At 74.2% G+C, this 16,329-nt stretch carries 19 protein-coding genes; 8 read left to right on the top strand and 11 right to left on the bottom strand.

Features of this window, described 5'->3' with window-relative positions; translation table 11 throughout:
* Positions 1-227 (bottom strand): trehalase-like domain-containing protein (locus JWQ92_RS11595; RefSeq protein ID WP_297344618.1); only part of this gene is annotated, 227 nt, incomplete at its 3' end.
* A 171-nt stretch (positions 228-398) separates the two neighbouring features.
* Between JWQ92_RS11595 and JWQ92_RS11590 the strand changes: the two genes are divergently transcribed.
* Positions 399-1,400 (top strand): SDR family oxidoreductase, encoded by a 1,002-nt coding sequence (locus JWQ92_RS11590; RefSeq protein WP_297344617.1) that lies wholly within the window; start codon positions 399-401, stop codon positions 1,398-1,400.
* Between the two features lie 127 nt (positions 1,401-1,527).
* Here JWQ92_RS11590 and JWQ92_RS11585 read toward each other — a convergent pair whose 3' ends face one another.
* Complete coding sequence (locus tag JWQ92_RS11585; RefSeq protein ID WP_297344616.1) at positions 1,528-2,625, bottom strand: VIT1/CCC1 family protein; 1,098 nt, start codon at positions 2,623-2,625, stop codon at positions 1,528-1,530.
* Between the two features lie 336 nt (positions 2,626-2,961).
* On the opposite strand from JWQ92_RS11585, the gene JWQ92_RS11580 reads away from it, so the two are divergent.
* The 3 genes from JWQ92_RS11580 to JWQ92_RS11570 all read left to right on the top strand — a co-directional run bounded on the left by JWQ92_RS11580 (position 2,962) and on the right by JWQ92_RS11570 (position 5,179).
* The gene (locus JWQ92_RS11580; RefSeq protein WP_297344615.1) at positions 2,962-3,714 is read left to right on the top strand and encodes a hypothetical protein; all 753 of its coding nucleotides are present in this window, start codon (positions 2,962-2,964) and stop codon (positions 3,712-3,714) included.
* Between the two features lie 101 nt (positions 3,715-3,815).
* On the top strand, positions 3,816-4,355 hold the full coding sequence (locus JWQ92_RS11575) for a sigma-70 family RNA polymerase sigma factor (protein ID WP_297344614.1): 540 nt from the start codon (positions 3,816-3,818) through the stop codon (positions 4,353-4,355).
* Positions 4,352-5,179, top strand: a complete 828-nt coding sequence (locus JWQ92_RS11570) for a hypothetical protein (RefSeq protein WP_297344613.1) — start codon at positions 4,352-4,354, stop codon at positions 5,177-5,179. The genes JWQ92_RS11575 and JWQ92_RS11570 overlap by 4 nt, the downstream gene beginning before the upstream one ends.
* A gap of 13 nt (positions 5,180-5,192) precedes the next feature.
* On the opposite strand, the gene JWQ92_RS11565 is transcribed toward JWQ92_RS11570, so the two are convergent.
* Positions 5,193-6,068: a metal-dependent hydrolase gene (locus tag JWQ92_RS11565; RefSeq protein WP_297344612.1), complete on the bottom strand. Its 876-nt coding sequence runs from the start codon at positions 6,066-6,068 to the stop codon at positions 5,193-5,195.
* 52 nt (positions 6,069-6,120) lie between these two features.
* On the opposite strand from JWQ92_RS11565, the gene JWQ92_RS11560 reads away from it, so the two are divergent.
* A complete protein-coding gene (locus tag JWQ92_RS11560; protein WP_297344611.1) occupies positions 6,121-6,663 on the top strand; it encodes a TetR family transcriptional regulator in 543 nt (180 codons plus the stop codon).
* Positions 6,664-6,669: 6 nt separating this feature from the next.
* Here the strand turns inward: JWQ92_RS11560 and JWQ92_RS11555 are convergent, their stop codons facing one another.
* A complete protein-coding gene (locus JWQ92_RS11555) occupies positions 6,670-7,704 on the bottom strand; it encodes an SDR family NAD(P)-dependent oxidoreductase (RefSeq protein ID WP_297344610.1) in 1,035 nt (344 codons plus the stop codon).
* A gap of 127 nt (positions 7,705-7,831) precedes the next feature.
* On the opposite strand from JWQ92_RS11555, the gene JWQ92_RS11550 reads away from it, so the two are divergent.
* On the top strand, positions 7,832-8,671 hold the full coding sequence (locus tag JWQ92_RS11550; protein WP_297344609.1) for an alpha/beta fold hydrolase: 840 nt from the start codon (positions 7,832-7,834) through the stop codon (positions 8,669-8,671).
* Between the two features lie 65 nt (positions 8,672-8,736).
* On the opposite strand, the gene JWQ92_RS11545 is transcribed toward JWQ92_RS11550, so the two are convergent.
* The 3 genes from JWQ92_RS11545 to JWQ92_RS11535 form a co-directional block, all read right to left on the bottom strand.
* Entirely contained in the window at positions 8,737-10,065 is a 1,329-nt protein-coding gene (locus tag JWQ92_RS11545; protein ID WP_297344608.1) for a glycoside hydrolase family 6 protein, read from the bottom strand.
* 188 nt (positions 10,066-10,253) lie between these two features.
* Positions 10,254-11,240, bottom strand: a complete 987-nt coding sequence (locus JWQ92_RS11540; RefSeq protein WP_297344607.1) for a LacI family DNA-binding transcriptional regulator — start codon at positions 11,238-11,240, stop codon at positions 10,254-10,256.
* A gap of 74 nt (positions 11,241-11,314) precedes the next feature.
* Positions 11,315-11,962, bottom strand: a complete 648-nt coding sequence (locus JWQ92_RS11535) for a TetR/AcrR family transcriptional regulator (protein ID WP_297344606.1) — start codon at positions 11,960-11,962, stop codon at positions 11,315-11,317.
* A gap of 79 nt (positions 11,963-12,041) precedes the next feature.
* Here JWQ92_RS11535 and JWQ92_RS11530 point away from each other — a divergent pair, with 79 nt between their 5' ends.
* Positions 12,042-12,476 carry a nuclear transport factor 2 family protein gene (locus JWQ92_RS11530; RefSeq protein ID WP_297344605.1) on the top strand — a complete coding sequence of 145 codons (435 nt, stop codon included), beginning with the start codon at positions 12,042-12,044 and terminating at the stop codon, positions 12,474-12,476.
* Positions 12,473-13,378 (top strand): SDR family oxidoreductase, encoded by a 906-nt coding sequence (locus tag JWQ92_RS11525; protein ID WP_297344604.1) that lies wholly within the window; start codon positions 12,473-12,475, stop codon positions 13,376-13,378. The genes JWQ92_RS11530 and JWQ92_RS11525 overlap by 4 nt, the downstream gene beginning before the upstream one ends.
* A 93-nt stretch (positions 13,379-13,471) precedes the next feature.
* Here the strand turns inward: JWQ92_RS11525 and JWQ92_RS11520 are convergent, their stop codons facing one another.
* The 4 genes from JWQ92_RS11520 to JWQ92_RS11505 all read right to left on the bottom strand — a co-directional run.
* Positions 13,472-14,485, bottom strand: a complete 1,014-nt coding sequence (locus JWQ92_RS11520) for an L-idonate 5-dehydrogenase (protein WP_297344603.1) — start codon at positions 14,483-14,485, stop codon at positions 13,472-13,474.
* A 21-nt stretch (positions 14,486-14,506) separates the two neighbouring features.
* A complete protein-coding gene (locus JWQ92_RS11515; RefSeq protein WP_297344602.1) occupies positions 14,507-15,274 on the bottom strand; it encodes a glucose 1-dehydrogenase in 768 nt (255 codons plus the stop codon).
* Positions 15,275-15,334: 60 nt separating this feature from the next.
* Positions 15,335-15,559 (bottom strand): hypothetical protein, encoded by a 225-nt coding sequence (locus JWQ92_RS11510; RefSeq protein ID WP_297344601.1) that lies wholly within the window; start codon positions 15,557-15,559, stop codon positions 15,335-15,337.
* Between the two features lie 64 nt (positions 15,560-15,623).
* On the bottom strand, positions 15,624-16,329 hold a 706-nt coding region (locus tag JWQ92_RS11505; RefSeq protein ID WP_297344600.1), incomplete at its 5' end, for a hypothetical protein.

Below are 16,329 nucleotides of genomic sequence, written 5' to 3'. Positions count from 1 at the left end.
GTGACGAGGGTGAAGTCGTCGCCGCCGTACCGACGGGTCGACGTCGCGCCGATCGCCTGCGGGGCGAGCAGCCAGCGCCCGTCGTCCTCGTCCCCGAGCAGGGCGCCGAACATCGATTGGGAGTCGTAGCGCGGGAAGCAGAGCCAGTCCACGCTGCCGTCAGGGCCGATGAGGGCGCCGGAGTAGCAGTCGCTGATGAAGGCGTAGTCCTCGATGCGGGCCGGCATGGTCGTCAGTCTCTTCCAACGCCGTGCGGCGTCGTTGTGGGTTCCATGCGAACGCCGCCCCAGGGAGCCCGGCCGGGCCAACCTGGACCGGACTCGCCGTTGAGTCCGGTCCAGGGCTGGACGTGCACGCTACCAACAGTTGCAGTACGGAAGACGAGTGGAGGAGGAAGCATGGGCAAGGGCGTCGCCGTCGTGACGGGGGGGACCGCGGGCCTCGGCAGGGCCATCGTCCGTGAGCTGGCGGCTCGCGGCTGGGACGTCGGCATCCTGGCGCGCGGTGAGGACGGGCTCGAGGGCGCCGCCGCGGACGTGCGAGCCGCGGGCAACCGGGGCCTCGGCGTCCCGACGGACGTCGCGGACCGCGCAGCGGTCGAGGCCGCTGCCGACCGCATCGAGGCCGAGCTGGGCCCGATCGACCTGTGGATCAACAACGCGATGGTCGGGGTCTTCGGCGAGTTCAGGTCGACGGATCCCGAGGACTTCGACCGGGCCGTGCACGTGAACTTCTTCGGGTTCGTCAACGGCACCCGCGCGGCGCTGCACCGGATGGAGAGCCGGGGCCACGGCTCGATCGTGCAGGTCGGTTCCGCCCTCGCGCATCGCGGGATCCCGCTGCAGAGCGCCTACTGCTCGTCGAAGCACGCGATCAAGGGGTTCACGGACAGCCTCATCACCGAGCTGCGCCACGAGCGGTCGCCCATCACGGTGAGCGAGGTCGACATGCCGGCGATGAACACCATCCAGTTCGACTGGGTGAAGTCGCAGCTGCCGCACCACCCGCAGCCCGTCCCACCGATCTACCAGCCGGAGATCTGCGCGAAGGTCGTCGTGGACACGGCTGAGAAGCCGCGCCGCCGCGTATGGGTGGGGGAGTCGACGGTGTTCACGATCATCGGCAACCGCGTCTCGTCGCGGTTCGCCGACTGGTACCTCGCCCGCACCGGCTACCAGGGGCAGCAGGCGCCCGACCTGAACGAGCCGATGATCGGGGTCAACCTCTACGAGCCGGTGCCCGGCGATCGCGGCGCGCACGGAGCGTTCGACGAGAAGTCGATCACGCTCAGCCCCCAGACCTGGGCGATCCGCAACCGGCCGCTCGCCTGGGCGGCGGCCGTCGCCACGGCCGGGGGGATGCTGGCCGCCGTGGTGGCCGGCGTGCGCAAGGCGGCCTGACACCGGTCTGCGCATCGCGCCGTTCCGGAGAAATCGGGCGACACGCCGCCGCCGGGCACTCCGGAGCGGCGTGTCGCGCAAGAACTCCGGAACGGCGCGATGGTGCTCGGTGCCGGCGGCCGATGCGTCAGCCGACGGTGCCGCCGATCAGCAGTCCGAGCAGATACGTGACTGCGGCTGCGCCGTAGCCGATCAGCAGCTGCCGCAGGCCGCGGCCGAGCGGTGAGGCGCCCGAGAGCAGTCCGACGACGGCGCCGGTCGCGAGCAGCGTGATGCCCACGAGGCCCGCCGAGACGAGCACCGCGGGCAGGCCCTGCATCCCGAACAGGTAGGGGAGCACGGGGACGGCCGCGCCCGACGCGAAGAAGCAGAAGCTCGAGACGGCGGCCCCGAGGCCTGTGCCGACGGCCTCGTGCTCGTCGACGTCCGCCGCGACCCGGGGCCAGCTCGAGACGGAGCGGCGGCCCGCGAGCACCTCGGCCGCGTGCGCCCCCGCCTCCTCCGGGCTCATCCCCCTCGACCGGTAGAGCAGCACGAGCTCGTTCTCGTTCACGTCGAGCTCCGGCACGATCGTGTTCGCGCGCGGATCGGGCGTCGACGCCGCGAGCAGCTCCCGCTGGGACCGCACCGACACGTACTCGCCCGCGCCCATCGACAGCGCACCGGCGAGCAGCCCCGCGAGACCGGTGAGCAGGATCACGTGCGTCGGCACCCCGCTCGCGCCGACGCCGAGGATGAGCGACAGGTTGCTGACGAGCCCGTCGTTCGCCCCGAACACCGCTGCGCGGAAGCTGCCGGAGAGCCGGTTCCGGCCGCGCGTGGCGAGCGATCGCACCACCTCCTCGTGCAGGCGCTCGTCCGCCGCCATCGTCGAGGTGGCGTCGGGATCCTCGGCGTAGGGGGAGCGGCCTTCCGCGCGCTGAGCCAGCGCGAGCACGAACACGGAGCCGAAGCGGCGGGCGAGAACGCCGAGCAGGCGGGTGCGCAGGTCGCCGCGCAGAGGCCGGCCGGCGTGCGAGCCGAGCAGGGCGAGCCAGTGCGCCTCGTGACGGCCTTCCGCCTCCGCGAGGCCGAGCAGGATCTCCCGCTCCTCCCCGCTGCGGCGGCGCGCGAGGTCGCGGTAGACCGCGGCCTCAGCGCGCTCGTCGGCGAGGTGCTGCCGCCACCGGCGGATGGCGGCGGGCGAGGCGCCCCCGCCCTGGTCGGTCTCGGGGGAACGGGTCATGGCGGGCCTCCGGTCGGGTCGGTCGCGCATCCGGAACGGTCCGGATGTCGGCGGTCTGGCCGAAGGTCTCGCTCGCCCACGACGGGTAGCGCGCCGGGCCCGAGCGGGCCGGTATGTCGACGCACCGCCGCGGGGCCCTGCGGCCGCCGCGGGAGCTACTCCCCTTCGCCGTCCAGGGTAGCGGCGCCCCGGCGGAGCGCATGCCCCGTTCTGGGGGTATCCCCGCGCGTACCCCGGCGGCCCCCGCCGCGATTACGGGTGCAGAGGCGTGGGGAAACGCCTCCTTCCACCACCACCACGGACATCCACCACGGACATCCATCAGAGGGGATCCTGATGTCACTCTTCACCACTCTCGTCGGCGGCAAGCTGCTGATCGGCGCACTGGCCGTCGGCTCCGTCGCCGTCGGCGGCACCGCGGCCGCCGCCTGCACGGGCGAGCTGCCGACCACGCTGCAGCAGCAGGCCCACGTGGCCTTCGGCGCGCCTGCCCCGAAGGCCGCCGACGCCGCCGAGCCCACCGACACGCAGTCGCCGGAGCCGACCGAGACCGAGTCGCCCGAGCCGACCGCGACCGAGACGCCGAACCCGACGGACACGCAGCAGGCGGATCCGACCGGGACCCCGGCGCCGGCCACCACCGCCGAGCCGGCGACACCCGCCGTCCCCGCATCCGCGCACGGTCTCTGCACCGCCTGGTCGAAGGGCGGGCTCGCCGTCACCTCCGTGGCGTACACCACCCTGCTCACCGCTGCAGGCGGATCCGCCACCGACATCCCCGCCTGGTGCGCACCGCACCTCGAGGCGCCCGGCCACACGAAGCACACCGACGACGCCACCGACAGCAGCGGGTCGAGCGAGACGCACTCGTCGCACCGCGGCCGCCAGTCCGGAGCCGGCACGACCCAGGCCTCGGACGACCAGCAGGGCGACGGCGAGCGGGGCGACGACTCCGCCTCCCAGCAGGGCGGTGGCACCGGTTCGGCGTCGCACGACCAGGGCGACGACTCGGGCTCGCAGCACTCCGGCCACTCCGGCGACAACGGTGACGGCGGCCACTCGGGCGACTCGAGCGGTTCGAACGACTGACATCGACCGGCCGCCCGTACCGCGGGCGGCCGGTCCCTACCGCGGAGCGTCGTCCGGATGGACGGCCGCTCCCCGGTTATGGTCCGGGCCAGGAGGTGGCCGTGCGGAACGACAGGGAGCAGCGCCGTCCCCAGCGGGACGCGCACGCCCTCGTGTTCACGACGGCCTACCGCCGCTTCGCACCGGTCGTCCTCGGCTACCTGCGGGCACGAGGCGTCGAGGACGCCGAGGCCGTCACCCAGGACGTGTTCCTGGCGCTCTATCCGCGGCTCGCGGATCTCACGGGAGGGATCGAGGGGATGCGCACCTTGCTGTTCTCGATCGCCCACGCCCGTGTGGTCGACCACCACCGCTCCCGCGGCCGCTCCCCGCAGCTGGTCGAGTACGTGCCCGACGAGGATCTGCGCACCACAGGATCCGCGGAGGACGCCCTGCTCGCCGCCGGCGGTGGCGTGCTGGCCCATCTCGCCGAGCTGAGCGACGAGCACCGCGAGGTGCTCGCGCTCCGGATCGTCGCGGACCTCTCGCTCGAGGCGACCGCCGAAGTGATGCAGCGGTCGCCCGGCGCGGTGAAGCAGCTGCAGCGGCGTGCGCTCCTGGCGCTGCGCGACCGGATCCCGGCACGGGAGGTGCTCGCATGACCGCGACCGACGACGGCCTGCTCGCGCTGCTCGAGGAGAGCGGGCTGCCCGCGGACGACGAGCTGACCGGGCTCCTCGCCGAGCTCCGCTCGCTCGGGACGGATCCGGTGCCGGCGCCCGGTCCGGAGCTCGCCGCCCTGCTGATCGAGGACCGCCCCGGGCGCCGCGGCCTCCACCGCCGCGGGGCCGTGATCGGTGCGCTCGTGGTGCTGTCGCTCGGCAGCGGGGTGACCGCGGCCGCCGCGAGTCCCGGCGTGCGCGACGGTGCCGCCGGCGCGGTCGCGGCCGTGGTCCAGGTGCTCCAGCACGGGACCGTCGCGCCGAAGCCGCACCGGTCGCCGGCGCCGAGGGCCACGCCGGCGGACGTGCGGATCGTGGTCCCGGTGGCATCGTCGGCTCCGCTCCCCGGCACCCCGGCGCACTCCGTCGTCCCGGCCGTCCCGGTCGACCGGTCCTCGGCCTCCGCCGACGCCCGGCACGGCTCCCGATCCGACGACGGCAGCGGTGGGGGCGCCGGTCGCTCCGGGGACGAGCACGGGTCGTCCGGCTCCGGCTCCGGCTCGTCCGGCTCCGGGACCTCCGGCTCCTCCGGATCGGGAACGTCCGGCTCGGGTCACGGCACGGGTTCGTCCGGCTCCTCGGGGTCGGGCGACTCCTCGGGCACCGACGACTCCTCGGGGAGCTCCGGATCGGGGGCCTCCGGATCGGGAGACTCCGGGTCGTCCGGCTCCGGTGACCACGGAGGAGGCTCCGGTGACCACGGCGGGAGCTCCGGCGGCGGCTCGGATGACGGATCGGGTGGCGGCTCCGGCGGCGGCGACTAGCGAAGGTCGGCCCCTACGCCTCCGCTACGACGCGCGTCGTCATCGTGAGGCCGAGGCCGCCCTTCTGCGGCTCGGTCGCGAACCGCACCGTCGTCTCGCCGAGCTCGGCGAGGGAGATCACGTGGGTGCCGCCGCACGGGATCCGCACCTCGCCCTCCGGCAGGGAGCAGACCCAGGTGCGCCTCACCGACAGGCCGTCGCCGTCGCGCTCGATCCGCACCGGTGCCCCCGTCCCGATCCACTCGGCGAGCGTCCCGTCGACGGCCGCCACGAGCCGGCCGGTGTCGTCGAGCGCGCCCGGGTCGAAGCCCTGCTTCCGCAGCGACTTGCCGACCCGGTAGACGTCCTCGGACCCGTACCGGCGGATGACGGACCGCTCGATCGCCAGCCGGTCGAACGCCGGGGCGCCGAGCCCGTCATCGGGCGCCGGCTTGGACCAGGCACCCGCAAGGGCGCGGTCGAGCGCGAGCGAGGCGAGATGGCAGGCCGTGTGACCGGCGGAGAGCGCCGCCCGCAGGTCGGTGTCGACCGCGGCCCGCACCCCGAGGCCCTCGGGGAGGTCCGCGTCCGACGGCACCACGTGGACGACGACGAACGCCCACCCCTCGGTGCCGGCCCTGACCGGCATCGCCTCGCCCACCGCGAGACCGTCGCCCTGCGTCGCGCCGATCAGCACGTCGAGCACCGGCCATTCGTCCTCGCCGGCGACGAGCACGCCCCGGTCCGGGCCCTGGTCTGGCCACGCGAGGTCGATCGGGTGGAAGGGCGTGCGGTCCAGCAGGACCCCGATCCGGCCGTCGGGCAGCGGCTCGACGTGGAGCACGACCGCGTCGGCCGCAACGGCCCCGTCCGGGAAGAGGACGGTCGTGTCGGAGGCGGGGAGCGTCACGCACCCACGCTACTGATCCGATCGGAGGCACCCGGCTCGCTAGCCTGAGCGGGTGGGGGCGCGGGGGCGGTCGCGGGAGGCGATCCACGACGCGGCCACGCGGCTGTTCACCCGGCAGGGCTACGCCGCGACCTCCGTGCGAGACATCGCCGTGGCCGCGTCGGTCGACCCCGCGCTCGTGATCCGACATTTCGGGTCGAAGGAGGCGCTCTTCCTCGACGTGATGGAGCTGCAGCAGGAGGAGTGGTTCGCCGATGCGTCCCCGGACGCGCTCGGGGAGCAGTTCATCCGCTCCCTCCTCGACACCGAGGACGAGGTGCGCGGGGTGTTCCTCGCCCTCCTGCGGGCCAGCGACGCGGGCGACGTCAACGTGCGGCTCCGCGAGGTGCACGACGAGAGGTTCGTCGTGCCGCTGCGGCACCGCATGACCGGCGCCGACGCGGATCTGCGGGCCCGGCTGGCCGCGTCGCTCGTGGGCGGCCTGCTCTACGCGCTCTGGGTGGTCGGCGACGAGGTGCTCGCCGCCGCCGACCACGACGAGATCGTCCGGCGCTACGGTGCCCTGCTCCAGGCGCTGATCACCCCCGCCCCCTGAGGCGGGTCAGACGACCGACCAGCCCCCGTCGGACGGCAGGATCGCGCCGTTGACGTTGGTGCCGTCATCGCTGAGCAGGAAGGTGATCGACGCCGCGAGCTGCTCGGGCTGCGCCACCGGCGGCAGCACGGCCATGGCCAGCCCGACGCGCTCGCGGCCCAGGTCCGAGGCGAACGAGGCACCGATGTTCGTCGCGACGGGACCGGGGGCGACGGCGTTCACGCGGATGCCGAGTGGTGCGTACATGAACGCCGAGCTACGGGTCATTCCGACGACGGCATGCTTCGACGCGGTGTAGGCGAGGCCGGCCGCGGAGCCGCGCAGGCCCGCCTCCGACGCGACGTTCACGATGGATCCGGCGCGTGCGGCGATCATGAGGGGCAGTACGGCGCGCGTGAGGCGGAACGCCCCGTCGACGTTGACGGCGAACACCCGTCGCCAGACCCCGTCCGACACCTCGTGCAGCGGAGTCATGTCGTCCATGATCCCGGCGACGTTGGCGAGGCCGTCGATCCGGTCGCCGGCGGCTGCGACGATCCGCGCGACGGACTCCTCGTCGGTGATGTCGCCGAGGACGACGGTGACCTCCTGGGCGGTGTGCTCGGCCGCGAAGTCGTCCAGCCGCTCCGCGCTGATGTCGACCGCCACCACCCGTCCGCCCTCTCGCGCGATCCGGGATGCCGTCGCGCGGCCGATGCCGGATCCGGCGCCGGTCACGATCACGGTGCGGCCCACGAAGCGGCCGGCCACGATGCGCTCGGTCCATGCCTCGGTCGCCTCGGTCGCCTCGGTCGCCTCGGCCGGCTCCTCCGGCAGCTCGCCGCCGTTCGCCCGCCGCACGAGCCCGTCGACCACCTCCTGGCTCATCGATCCGCCGCTCATGGCGACCAGCTGCTTCAGGGGGAAGTCGCGCACGGGGGCGAGGGCCTGCTCGTTCTGCCCGCCCTGCTCGAGCAGCGCGCGCAGCATCGGGCCGCCGACCGGGCTGGCGAGCCATTCCGCGATCGTCGATCGTCCGGTCAGGGGTGCGTCGGATGTCATCGGTCCTCCTCGTCGAGGGCGCGGCATGGGCCGCACCGCCGTTCGTCAACTTAGTTGACTGTCAGCCGCTGACGCTGATCCCGCGGTCTGGTGCCGGAGAGAAGGGGCTTCCTAGACTGGCTCCGTCATGGATCGGTTCCTGGATCGTCCGGAGGGCCGCATCGCCTTCTCGGAGTCGGGTCCCGCGGATGCCCGGGCCCTCATCGCGACACACGAGCCCACCGGCAGCCGCACGGACGAGGACGCCTGGGGCGTGTTCGACTGGAGTGCCGTCGCAGCCGCCGGGCAGCGTCTGATCCGGTACGACCTCCGGGGCCACGGCGCCTCCGTCGGCCGCGCCGAGCAGTCGGACTTCAGCTGGCCGGCGCTCGCCCAGGATCTGCTCGCCCTGGCGGACCGGGCGTCGCCCGACCGCCGGGTCGACCTGCTCGGGGTGGCGACCGGATGCGGCACGGTGCTGCGCGCGGCCCTCAGGGCGCCGGAGCGCGTTCGCCGCCTCGTCCTCGTGATCCCTCCGCCGATCGGCGCCGACCGCGAGCGGCAGGCGCAGCTCTACCGGGCAGCGGCCGACCTCGCCGAGGTGCGGGGCATCGACGCCTGGGTGCGGGCCGCGTCGGGGATGCCCGCCGTGCCGGTGCTCGTCGAGGGCGGATGGCGTCGACCGTCGGTCCCGGGCGTTTCCGAGGCCCTGCTGCCGCTCGTCGTGCGGGCGGACGCGGACAGCGCCCTGCCGTCGGATTACGAGCTCGCGGAGCTGCCCCAGCAGACGCTGCTCCTGGCCTGGACGGGCGACGCCAGCCACCCGATCGCGTCGGCCGAGCGCCTCGCAACGGTGCTGGCCGCGGCACGGTGCGAGGTCGCCGACTCGGCCGCGACGGTCGCCGGCTGGGGGATGCGCGTCGCGGCGTTCCTCCGGGACGGCCTCCCGGACGGCGGGCATCCGGCCGCGCGCGCCGCCTCGACCTGATCAGGGCTCCGAGATGCGGGACGGCCGGTCCCCCTCGAGGGAACCGGCCGCCCTGATCCGTGGGACTACAGCTGGGGCGAGGCCAGCTTCGCGAGCTGGAGCGCCTGCTGCGAGAACCACGCGCCGGCAGCCGGGTCGGTGATGCCGCCCCATTCGGGATCGGTCGTGCTGCCCGCGACGCCCCGGTTGCACTGCCCGTCGGACTGACCGGGCGTCTTCACCCACAGGTAGGCGTCGAGCAGCGCGTGATCCGTCGACGGCTCGGCCTGGGGCCGCTCGCCGAGCCCGCGCCCCGGCGGGTTGCACCAGGTCTGCGGGTCCGGGTAGGACGTGCCCGCCGGAGCGGCCCACGGGCCCTGCCCGTTGCGGCTCGTGTCGAGAACGAAGTGCGCGGTGGGCGTCGCGTTCGCCGCCGTCAGCTCCTGCGCGTAGCGGGAGTCGATGCCGGCCGTGTTCGCGGTCGGGTCGGACGCGGTGCCGCTCCAGACCTTCGACGCGTCCAGCGCGCCGCCCGTGAAGCCGTTCGACGGACCGCCGCTGTAGTACTGGTCACCGCAGTCGGTGGGCGTCGTGGTCGCGGCGTCCGGGTGCAGCGCGATGCACTCGGAGATCCAGGTGCCGTACTCGGAGAGGTTCGGCGTCCACTGGTAGTTCGACACGTTCAGAGAGAAGCCCTGCACGTGCTGCACCCCGGCGGCCTCGAGGCGCGCGGTCGCGTCCGCGACGCTGTGCCAGGCGCTGTGCCCGGAGTCGAAGTAGATGAGCGCGTTGCGGTCCGCGTGAAGGATGCGCGTACCGGCATACGAGATGTCGGCGATGCGGCCCGCGGTCAGCGTGCCGGCAGCGGGGTTCGGGAACGTGCCCACGTCCTGACCCGGATAGGCGCTCGGGCAGTCGGACGGCAGGTTCGCGAGCCCGTCCGGCTCCACGACGACGATGACCTTCTCCTGCGAGGTCAGCCCGCGGGCGAAGCCGTCGACCCAGGCGCGGTACGCGGCGTCGGATCCCGCTCCGCCCGAGGAGTACTGGGAGCAGTCCCGTCCGGGCACGTTGTAGACGACGAGGGTCGGGACGGTCCGCTTGCCGGCCGCCTGGTGCGCGACCTGGCGCACCTGCTGCTGCACCTGCTCGGGGGTGCCGTCGGTGAACCAGACGGCCTGCGGGGTCGTGACCTCCTTGGCGATGAGGGCGGCGTCCGCCTTGTCACCGGACCGCCGCAGCTGTGCGATCTGCTGCTGGGAGCCGTCCGGCGCCTTCGGCACGAAGAAGCGCGTGTGAGGCGACAGCGGATGCGCGACACCGGCGAATGCCGGCGTGCTCGCGAGCGGTGCGGCTGCCAGCAGCGCCGCGGCCGCCAGGGCGGCGGCGCCCCGGCGGAGGAATCGGTTCGTCATGGTGCTCCAAACGGGTGGGACCGGGTCCACGCGGCAGCGCGGACCTCCGTCGGCGTCGGCCGATCCCGGAGGAGTCCGGCCGCAGTGCCGACTTACGCGCTTAAGGAAACGCGTTGGCGGGCCGGCTGGCAAGGGGGCGGAGCCGTGCATCCGCTGAGTGCGCGCGTCGACCGGCGCGCGCCCGCGGCTCAGGCGGGAACGCTCGTCTCGCGGATGACGAGCCGGGCGGACGAGGGCTCCGGCTCCCGCCACGACCCGCTCAGCCCCGAGAGCAGCAGGCGGGCGCTCTCCCGCCCGGTCTCGTACGGCTGCCGCTGCAGCGCGGTGATCGACGGGAAGGAGGTCTCGCAGAGCACCGAGTCGTCCCACGAGACGACCGCGACCCGGTGCTCCCGGCCCGCCTCCCGCAGCGCGCGGACGCAGCCGATGGCCATCGGGTCGTTCCCGCAGAGCACCGCCGACACGTCCGGCCCGCGCTGGACCGCAGCCCGCACCACCTCGGCGGCGCCCTCGTGCGTGTAGTCCGCCTCGACCGTGGTCAGCGCGATGCCGGCGGCCACGCAGGCCCGTCGCACCTCCTGGATCCGCTCCTGCTCGTGGACGAGCGTCTGCGGACCGGCGACATGGAGCAGGGTCCGGTGGCCGAGGCCGGCGAGGTGGTCGATGAGCAGCGAGGTCTCGAGCTCCTGGCCGAAGCGCCAGCCGTCGGCGATGCGGTGGCCGCTGTGCACCAGGTAGGGGAGGCCGAGCCGGTCGAGCAGGGCGGGCCTCGGGTCGCCGATGCGCAGGTCGGTGAGGAACACGCCGTCGACGCGGTGCTCGGCGTGCCATTCCCGGTAGACGGCGAGGTCGGCGCCGTCGGGGACGAAGCGGAGCATCAGCGCGGTCCCGGCCTCGGCGAGTCCGGACTCGATGCCGGCGAGGAGCGCCATGTAGTACGGCTCGGCGCCCACGTCCTCCGCGCCGCGCGGCAGCAGCAGCCCGACGGCGTCGGCACGGGCCCGGGACAGCGCCCGCGCCCCCACGTTCGGCCGCCAGCCGAGCTCGTCGGCCAGTTCCAGCACGCGGGTTCGGGTCGTCGCGCTGACGCCCGGCAGGCCGTTCAGCGCGTAGGAGACGGATGCGGTGGACAGGCCGAGGCGCTCCGCGAGCACCTCGATCGTGACCCTCGGCATCCGCGGGCCTCCTCGGATCGGTGAGGCCGAGCGTACCGATCGCGGAGCGCGCGGAGGCGCGGGGAGCCCGCGGCTCAGTCCGGAAGCAGCGCAGCGATCAGCGAGCGCCCGACGAAGGCGCCGAAGCGGTCGGGGGACCAGCCGCGCCCGAGGACCAGCAGGCCGAAGAGCTCCGGTGAGCTGTACGTCCAGAGGAGATCGGCGGCTGCGTCTGCGGTCAGGCCCGGACGCAGCCGGCCGCCCGCTGCGAGCCGGGACGCGACGAGTCGCATCCGGGCCAGCCGGGCCGACTCGAGGTCGCTCCGCAGCGCGCCGAGCTCGCCGCCGGCGACCGGGAGCAGCAGCACGAGCGGCGCGATCCGTGGGGCGACCTCCGCCGTCAGCGCGCCGAGGCCGCGGAGCACCGCCCGTGGATCGTGCTCGACCGCCTGCAGCAGATCGGACCGGGTCTCTGCCGGCACCTCGCCCGTCCCCTCCAGGGCCTGCTCGCACAGGGCGCGCAGCAGCCCCGCCTTCCCTCCGAAGGTCTTGTAGACGGTGTCCACGGAGACGCCGGACTCCTCGGCGATCGTCGCCACGGTGGTGTCCTGCACGCCCGAGCGGAGGAACAGGGCCCGCGCCGACGCGAGCACGGCCGCTCGCGAGCGGGCCGCCTGCTCGCTCCGGCGGCTGGAGTCGTAGGGCCGGCGCTTGACGGACGGCGCAGAAGGGTCGACACTCATCGAATCCAGTCTACTGGATCGAATGCGGTCGGCGATCCTCGCCATTCGGCGGACCTCGTCACTGCGCATCGGAGGAGTCATGACCGACCGCCCGGCGTCCCCGCTCGAAACCGTGGTCGGACGCCTCAAGGACGCGACCGACGCTCACGACCTCGACGCGATCACGGCGTGCTTCACCACCGACTACCGGAACGAGACCCCTGCGCATCCGTCCCGCGGGTTCACGGGCCGGGACCAGGTGCGGCGCAACTGGACCGCGATCCTCGGCGCCGTCCCCGACCTCGTGACGGAGATCACCGCGACGTCCGTGGACGAGCCCCGGCAGCGGGTGTGGAGCGAGTGGGAGCACCGCGGCACGCGCCGGGACGGAGCCCGCCACCTCCTGCGCGGCGTGATCGTGTTCGGCGTCCGCGACGATCTGATCAGCAGCGCCCGCTTCTACCTCGAACCCGTCGTCGACGACGGCGTCGGCGTCGACCAGGTGGTCGCCCGTTCGCTGCACCCGCAGCCGTGACCGTCCTGGTCGCCGGCGGCACGGGGCGGCTCGGCTCGCTCGTCGTCGGGCGCCTGATGGCGCAGGGCGTTCCCGTCCGGGTGCTCACGCGGGATCCGGTGCGGGCACGGTCCGCGCTCGCGGGCGCCGAGGTGATCGAGGGAGACGTGGGATCGGCCGTGGCGCTCCGGGCGGCGATGCAGGGCGCGACGGTGGCCGTCGCCGCCGTCCACGGTTTCGCGTCGCCGGGGCGGCGGGCGATGGAGGCCGTCGACCGCGACGGGAACCGACGGCTCATCGATGCGGCTCGGGATGCCGGGACCGCGGTGGTGCTGATGTCCGTGGTCGGCGCCTCGTCGTCCGATCCCATCGAGCTGTTCCGCCGCAAGGCGGAGGCGGAGGCCCACCTGGCATCCACCGGCGGAGGGACGGTCGTGCGGGCGACCGCGTTCCTGGAGCTCTGGATCGACCTCCTCGCCCGGACGGCCGGCGGCTCCGCCCGCCCGCTCGTGTTCGGCCGCGGGCGGAACCCGATCAACTTCGTCTCGGTCGGGGACGTCGCCGGCCTGGTCGCCGCGCTCGCCGTCGACGGGGCTCTGCGGGGCCGGACGATCGAGATCGGCGGCCCCAGGGACCTGACGTTCGACGAGCTCGCCCTCCTCGTCGCCACCCGCCTCGGGGGCTCGCACATCCGGCACCTGCCCCGGACGGTGCTGCGGATCGCCGCGGGGACCGTGGGGCTGCTGCAGCCGATGGCCCGGCGGCAGCTCCTGACCGCGCTCGCGATGGACACGGAGGACCTCCGCTTCCCCGGGGATCGCAGCGATCCCGCCTTCGACGGCGTGCCCTGCAGCGACCCGGCGGACGTGGTCGCGCGGCTCGACCTCGCCCCGGTCGGAGGCGAGGTGCCGGTCCGCCGCTGACCGGCCCGGTTCCGACATCGCTCCCTCAGATCGCACGGTCGATGGCGGCCTTCATCACGTCGTCGCTCATCCGGGACGGCGCCGGGCTGCTGCTCAGCCCTCCCCGAGCCGGAGCACGACCTTGCTGGACCGGGCGGCGTCGGCCGCGACATCGAAGGCCTCCTGGTAGCCGTCGAGGGGCAGCACGTGCGTGATCACCTCGCCGAACCCGGGCCGGTCGGCCAGCAGCGCGACGGCGTCGTCGATCTCGTCGTCGAACCGGAACGCGCCCCGCAGCTCGATCTCGCGGCTCACGAGTGCCGCCAGAGCGACGGGCTCGGGCGTGCCGGGCAGCATCCCGACCTGCACGACCGTCCCGCCCCGCGTCGTCGACGCCACCGCGGTCGTCAGCGCCGCAGGCACGCCGGAGGCCTCGATCACGACGTCGAAACCGGCTGGCTCCGGCGGCTCCTCGCGGAGGTCCACCGTCGCGGTCGCGCCCAGCGCCCTCGCGATGACGAGCGGTTCGGCGAGCACATCCGCGACGGTGACGGATGCGGCGCCGAGGGTGACCGCGGCTCCCGCCGCGAGGAGGCCGATCGGTCCCGCCCCGCTGATGAGCACCCGTCGGCCGGCGACGCCGCCGGCGCGGGCGATCGCGTGGATCCCGACGCCGAGCGGCTCGGCGAGCACACCGCGGAGAGTGGGCAGCGCGTCGGGCAGCACGCGCACCTGATCCGGCCTCACCATCACCCGCTCGGCGAAGGCGCCCTGGGTGTGGGGCAGGGAGGCGGCGCTGCCGAGGTAGCGGGCGAAGCGGCACAGGTTCGGCCGGCCCGACCGGCACTCGGGGCAGGTCCCGCAGCTGGTCGCCGGATGCACCGTCGCGCGGGTCCCGGGGACGTAGCGGCCGGTCGGGTCCTCCTCGACGACCCCGACCACCTCGTGACCGAGCACGAGCGGCTCCTGGATCGCGAAGGCGCCGACGCGCCCTTCACGGTAGTAGTGCAGGTCGGACCCGCAGATCCCGCCGTACTGCGGCCGGAACACGACCGGCCCGATCGAGGGATCCGGCTCCCGCTGCTCGATGTGCAGCTCGCGTGCTCCCGATGCGACCAGTGCGCGCACGGCGTCCTCTTCTCCTCGTCGCTAGACGACGGCTGTCATGCCGCCGTCGACGAACAGCACCTGGCCGTTCACGAAGTCGGACGCCCGGCTGCTGAGGAACAGGAGCGCGCCGACCAGGTCCTTCGTGTCGCCCCATCGACCGGCCGGGGTGCGCTGCCGCACCCACTCCGAGAACTCGGCGTCGTCGACGAGCGCGCGGGTGAGGTCGGTGGCGACGTAGCCGGGGGCGATGGCGTTCACCTGGATGCCGGAGGGCGCGAGGTCCGCGCACATGCCGCGCGTGAGCATCGCGACTCCCCCCTTGGTCGCGGCGTAGGGCGTGATCCCCGGCCGGCCGAGCAGCGACTGCACGGAGCCGATGTTCACGATCTTGCCCTCGCCGCGCGGGATCATGCGCCTGGCGACGGCGCGGCTCACGAGGAACCCGCCCGTCAGGTTCGTCGCCACGAGCTCGTTCCAGTCCTCGAGCCGGAACTCGGGGAAGGGCGCCCGGCGCTGCAGGCCGGCGTTGTTCACGAGGATGCCGATCGCACCGACGGCCGACTCGACGGACGCGATGCCGTGGTCGACGTCGTCCTCGTCCGTCACATCGAAGGCGACCGCCGAGGCAGTGCCCCCGGAGTCGCGGATGCGCTGCGCGACGCGGTCGGCGACGGCACGGTCGCGGCCGTGCACGACGACGTGGGCGCCGGCGTCGGCGAGACCGGTGGCCAGGGCGTGCCCGATCCCGCGGGTCGACCCGGTCACCAGGGCCACTCGCCCCGTCACGTCGAAGAGTGGGCTGGTCATGCTGCTCCCGTCCCGGATGCGCTCATCCGAGGAGTCTGACGGGCCGGAGCCGTGCGCGGGCTACGACGCCGTAGCGTCGACCCGGCCGCCGACGTGGACGAGGCCCGTCATCCCCGGGTCCGCCTCGTCGTGCGGCGGCGCAGTCGCTCCCGGTAGCTCGCCGGCACCATCCGGGTGGGGGACCGGGTGTTCCTGGCAGGCGATCACACCGCCGAGCACCGCGTTCGTGGAGGCGCCCGTGAGGTCGAGCACCCGGAAGACCTCCGCGACTCCGGCTCCGCTCACCGGACCTCCCTCCACGCCGCAGCACACGGTAGACGGCGGGGCGCCGCAGACGTCCTGCGGCCGCCTACCGCTCGTCGAGATGCAGCGCCCACAGGAACCGGACGCCGGGCTGGGTCCGGATCTCGAAGTCCACGCTCGACGTGCCGGGCGGCAGGGCCAGGGCCGCCTGGAGCGGGACGAAGGCGGCCGCCGAACCGGTGGCGGTGCGCCGGGTGGTGGCCGTGCGGGTGTTCCACTGCCCGCCCGCGCTGGACCTCCTCACCACGACGATGTTCGCCGTCCAGCTGATGACGCAGGGCCGGTCGCAGGCGGTGACGGCGATGCCGGCGTGATCGAGGGTCACGCCGCTGATCGCGGCGCTCGCGCTCCCGGTGCCGAAGGTGGACATCTCGGTGCCGGAGTGCGGGAAGCGCTCGGTCAGCATCTCCTCCACCGCCGAGTCGCCGGTCGCTGCGGACGGCGACTCGCCGAGCACGCGCCGCAGCGTCGCCGCCGTCCGCGGGCGGTGCCGCGGGCCCCAGAGCACGGGATCGACCGCGGACAGCACGACCGGGGAGGAGGGGCGAGCGGAAGCGCGGGCCCGAGCTCCCGCCTCGACGCGGGACTGCAGGGGACTCGTCGTCGCTCCCGCAACCGCCTTCGTCGGCGGCGACGACTGCAGCCACCACGAGCCGAGCGCGGCGAGGAGCGCGACCGCGCCGGCGCTCATGAGCGGGCGCGCCACGCGCCGGTGCCCACCCGCGGGCTCGACGGCGCCCAGCGAGGCGGCG

Origin of the sequence: Amnibacterium sp., from assembly GCF_025463795.1 — a bacterium.
In the GTDB taxonomy this organism is placed as follows: domain Bacteria; phylum Actinomycetota; class Actinomycetes; order Actinomycetales; family Microbacteriaceae; genus Amnibacterium.
The sequence above is the reverse complement of the archived record's forward strand: the minus strand, read 5'-3'. Positions and strand labels throughout refer to the sequence as shown.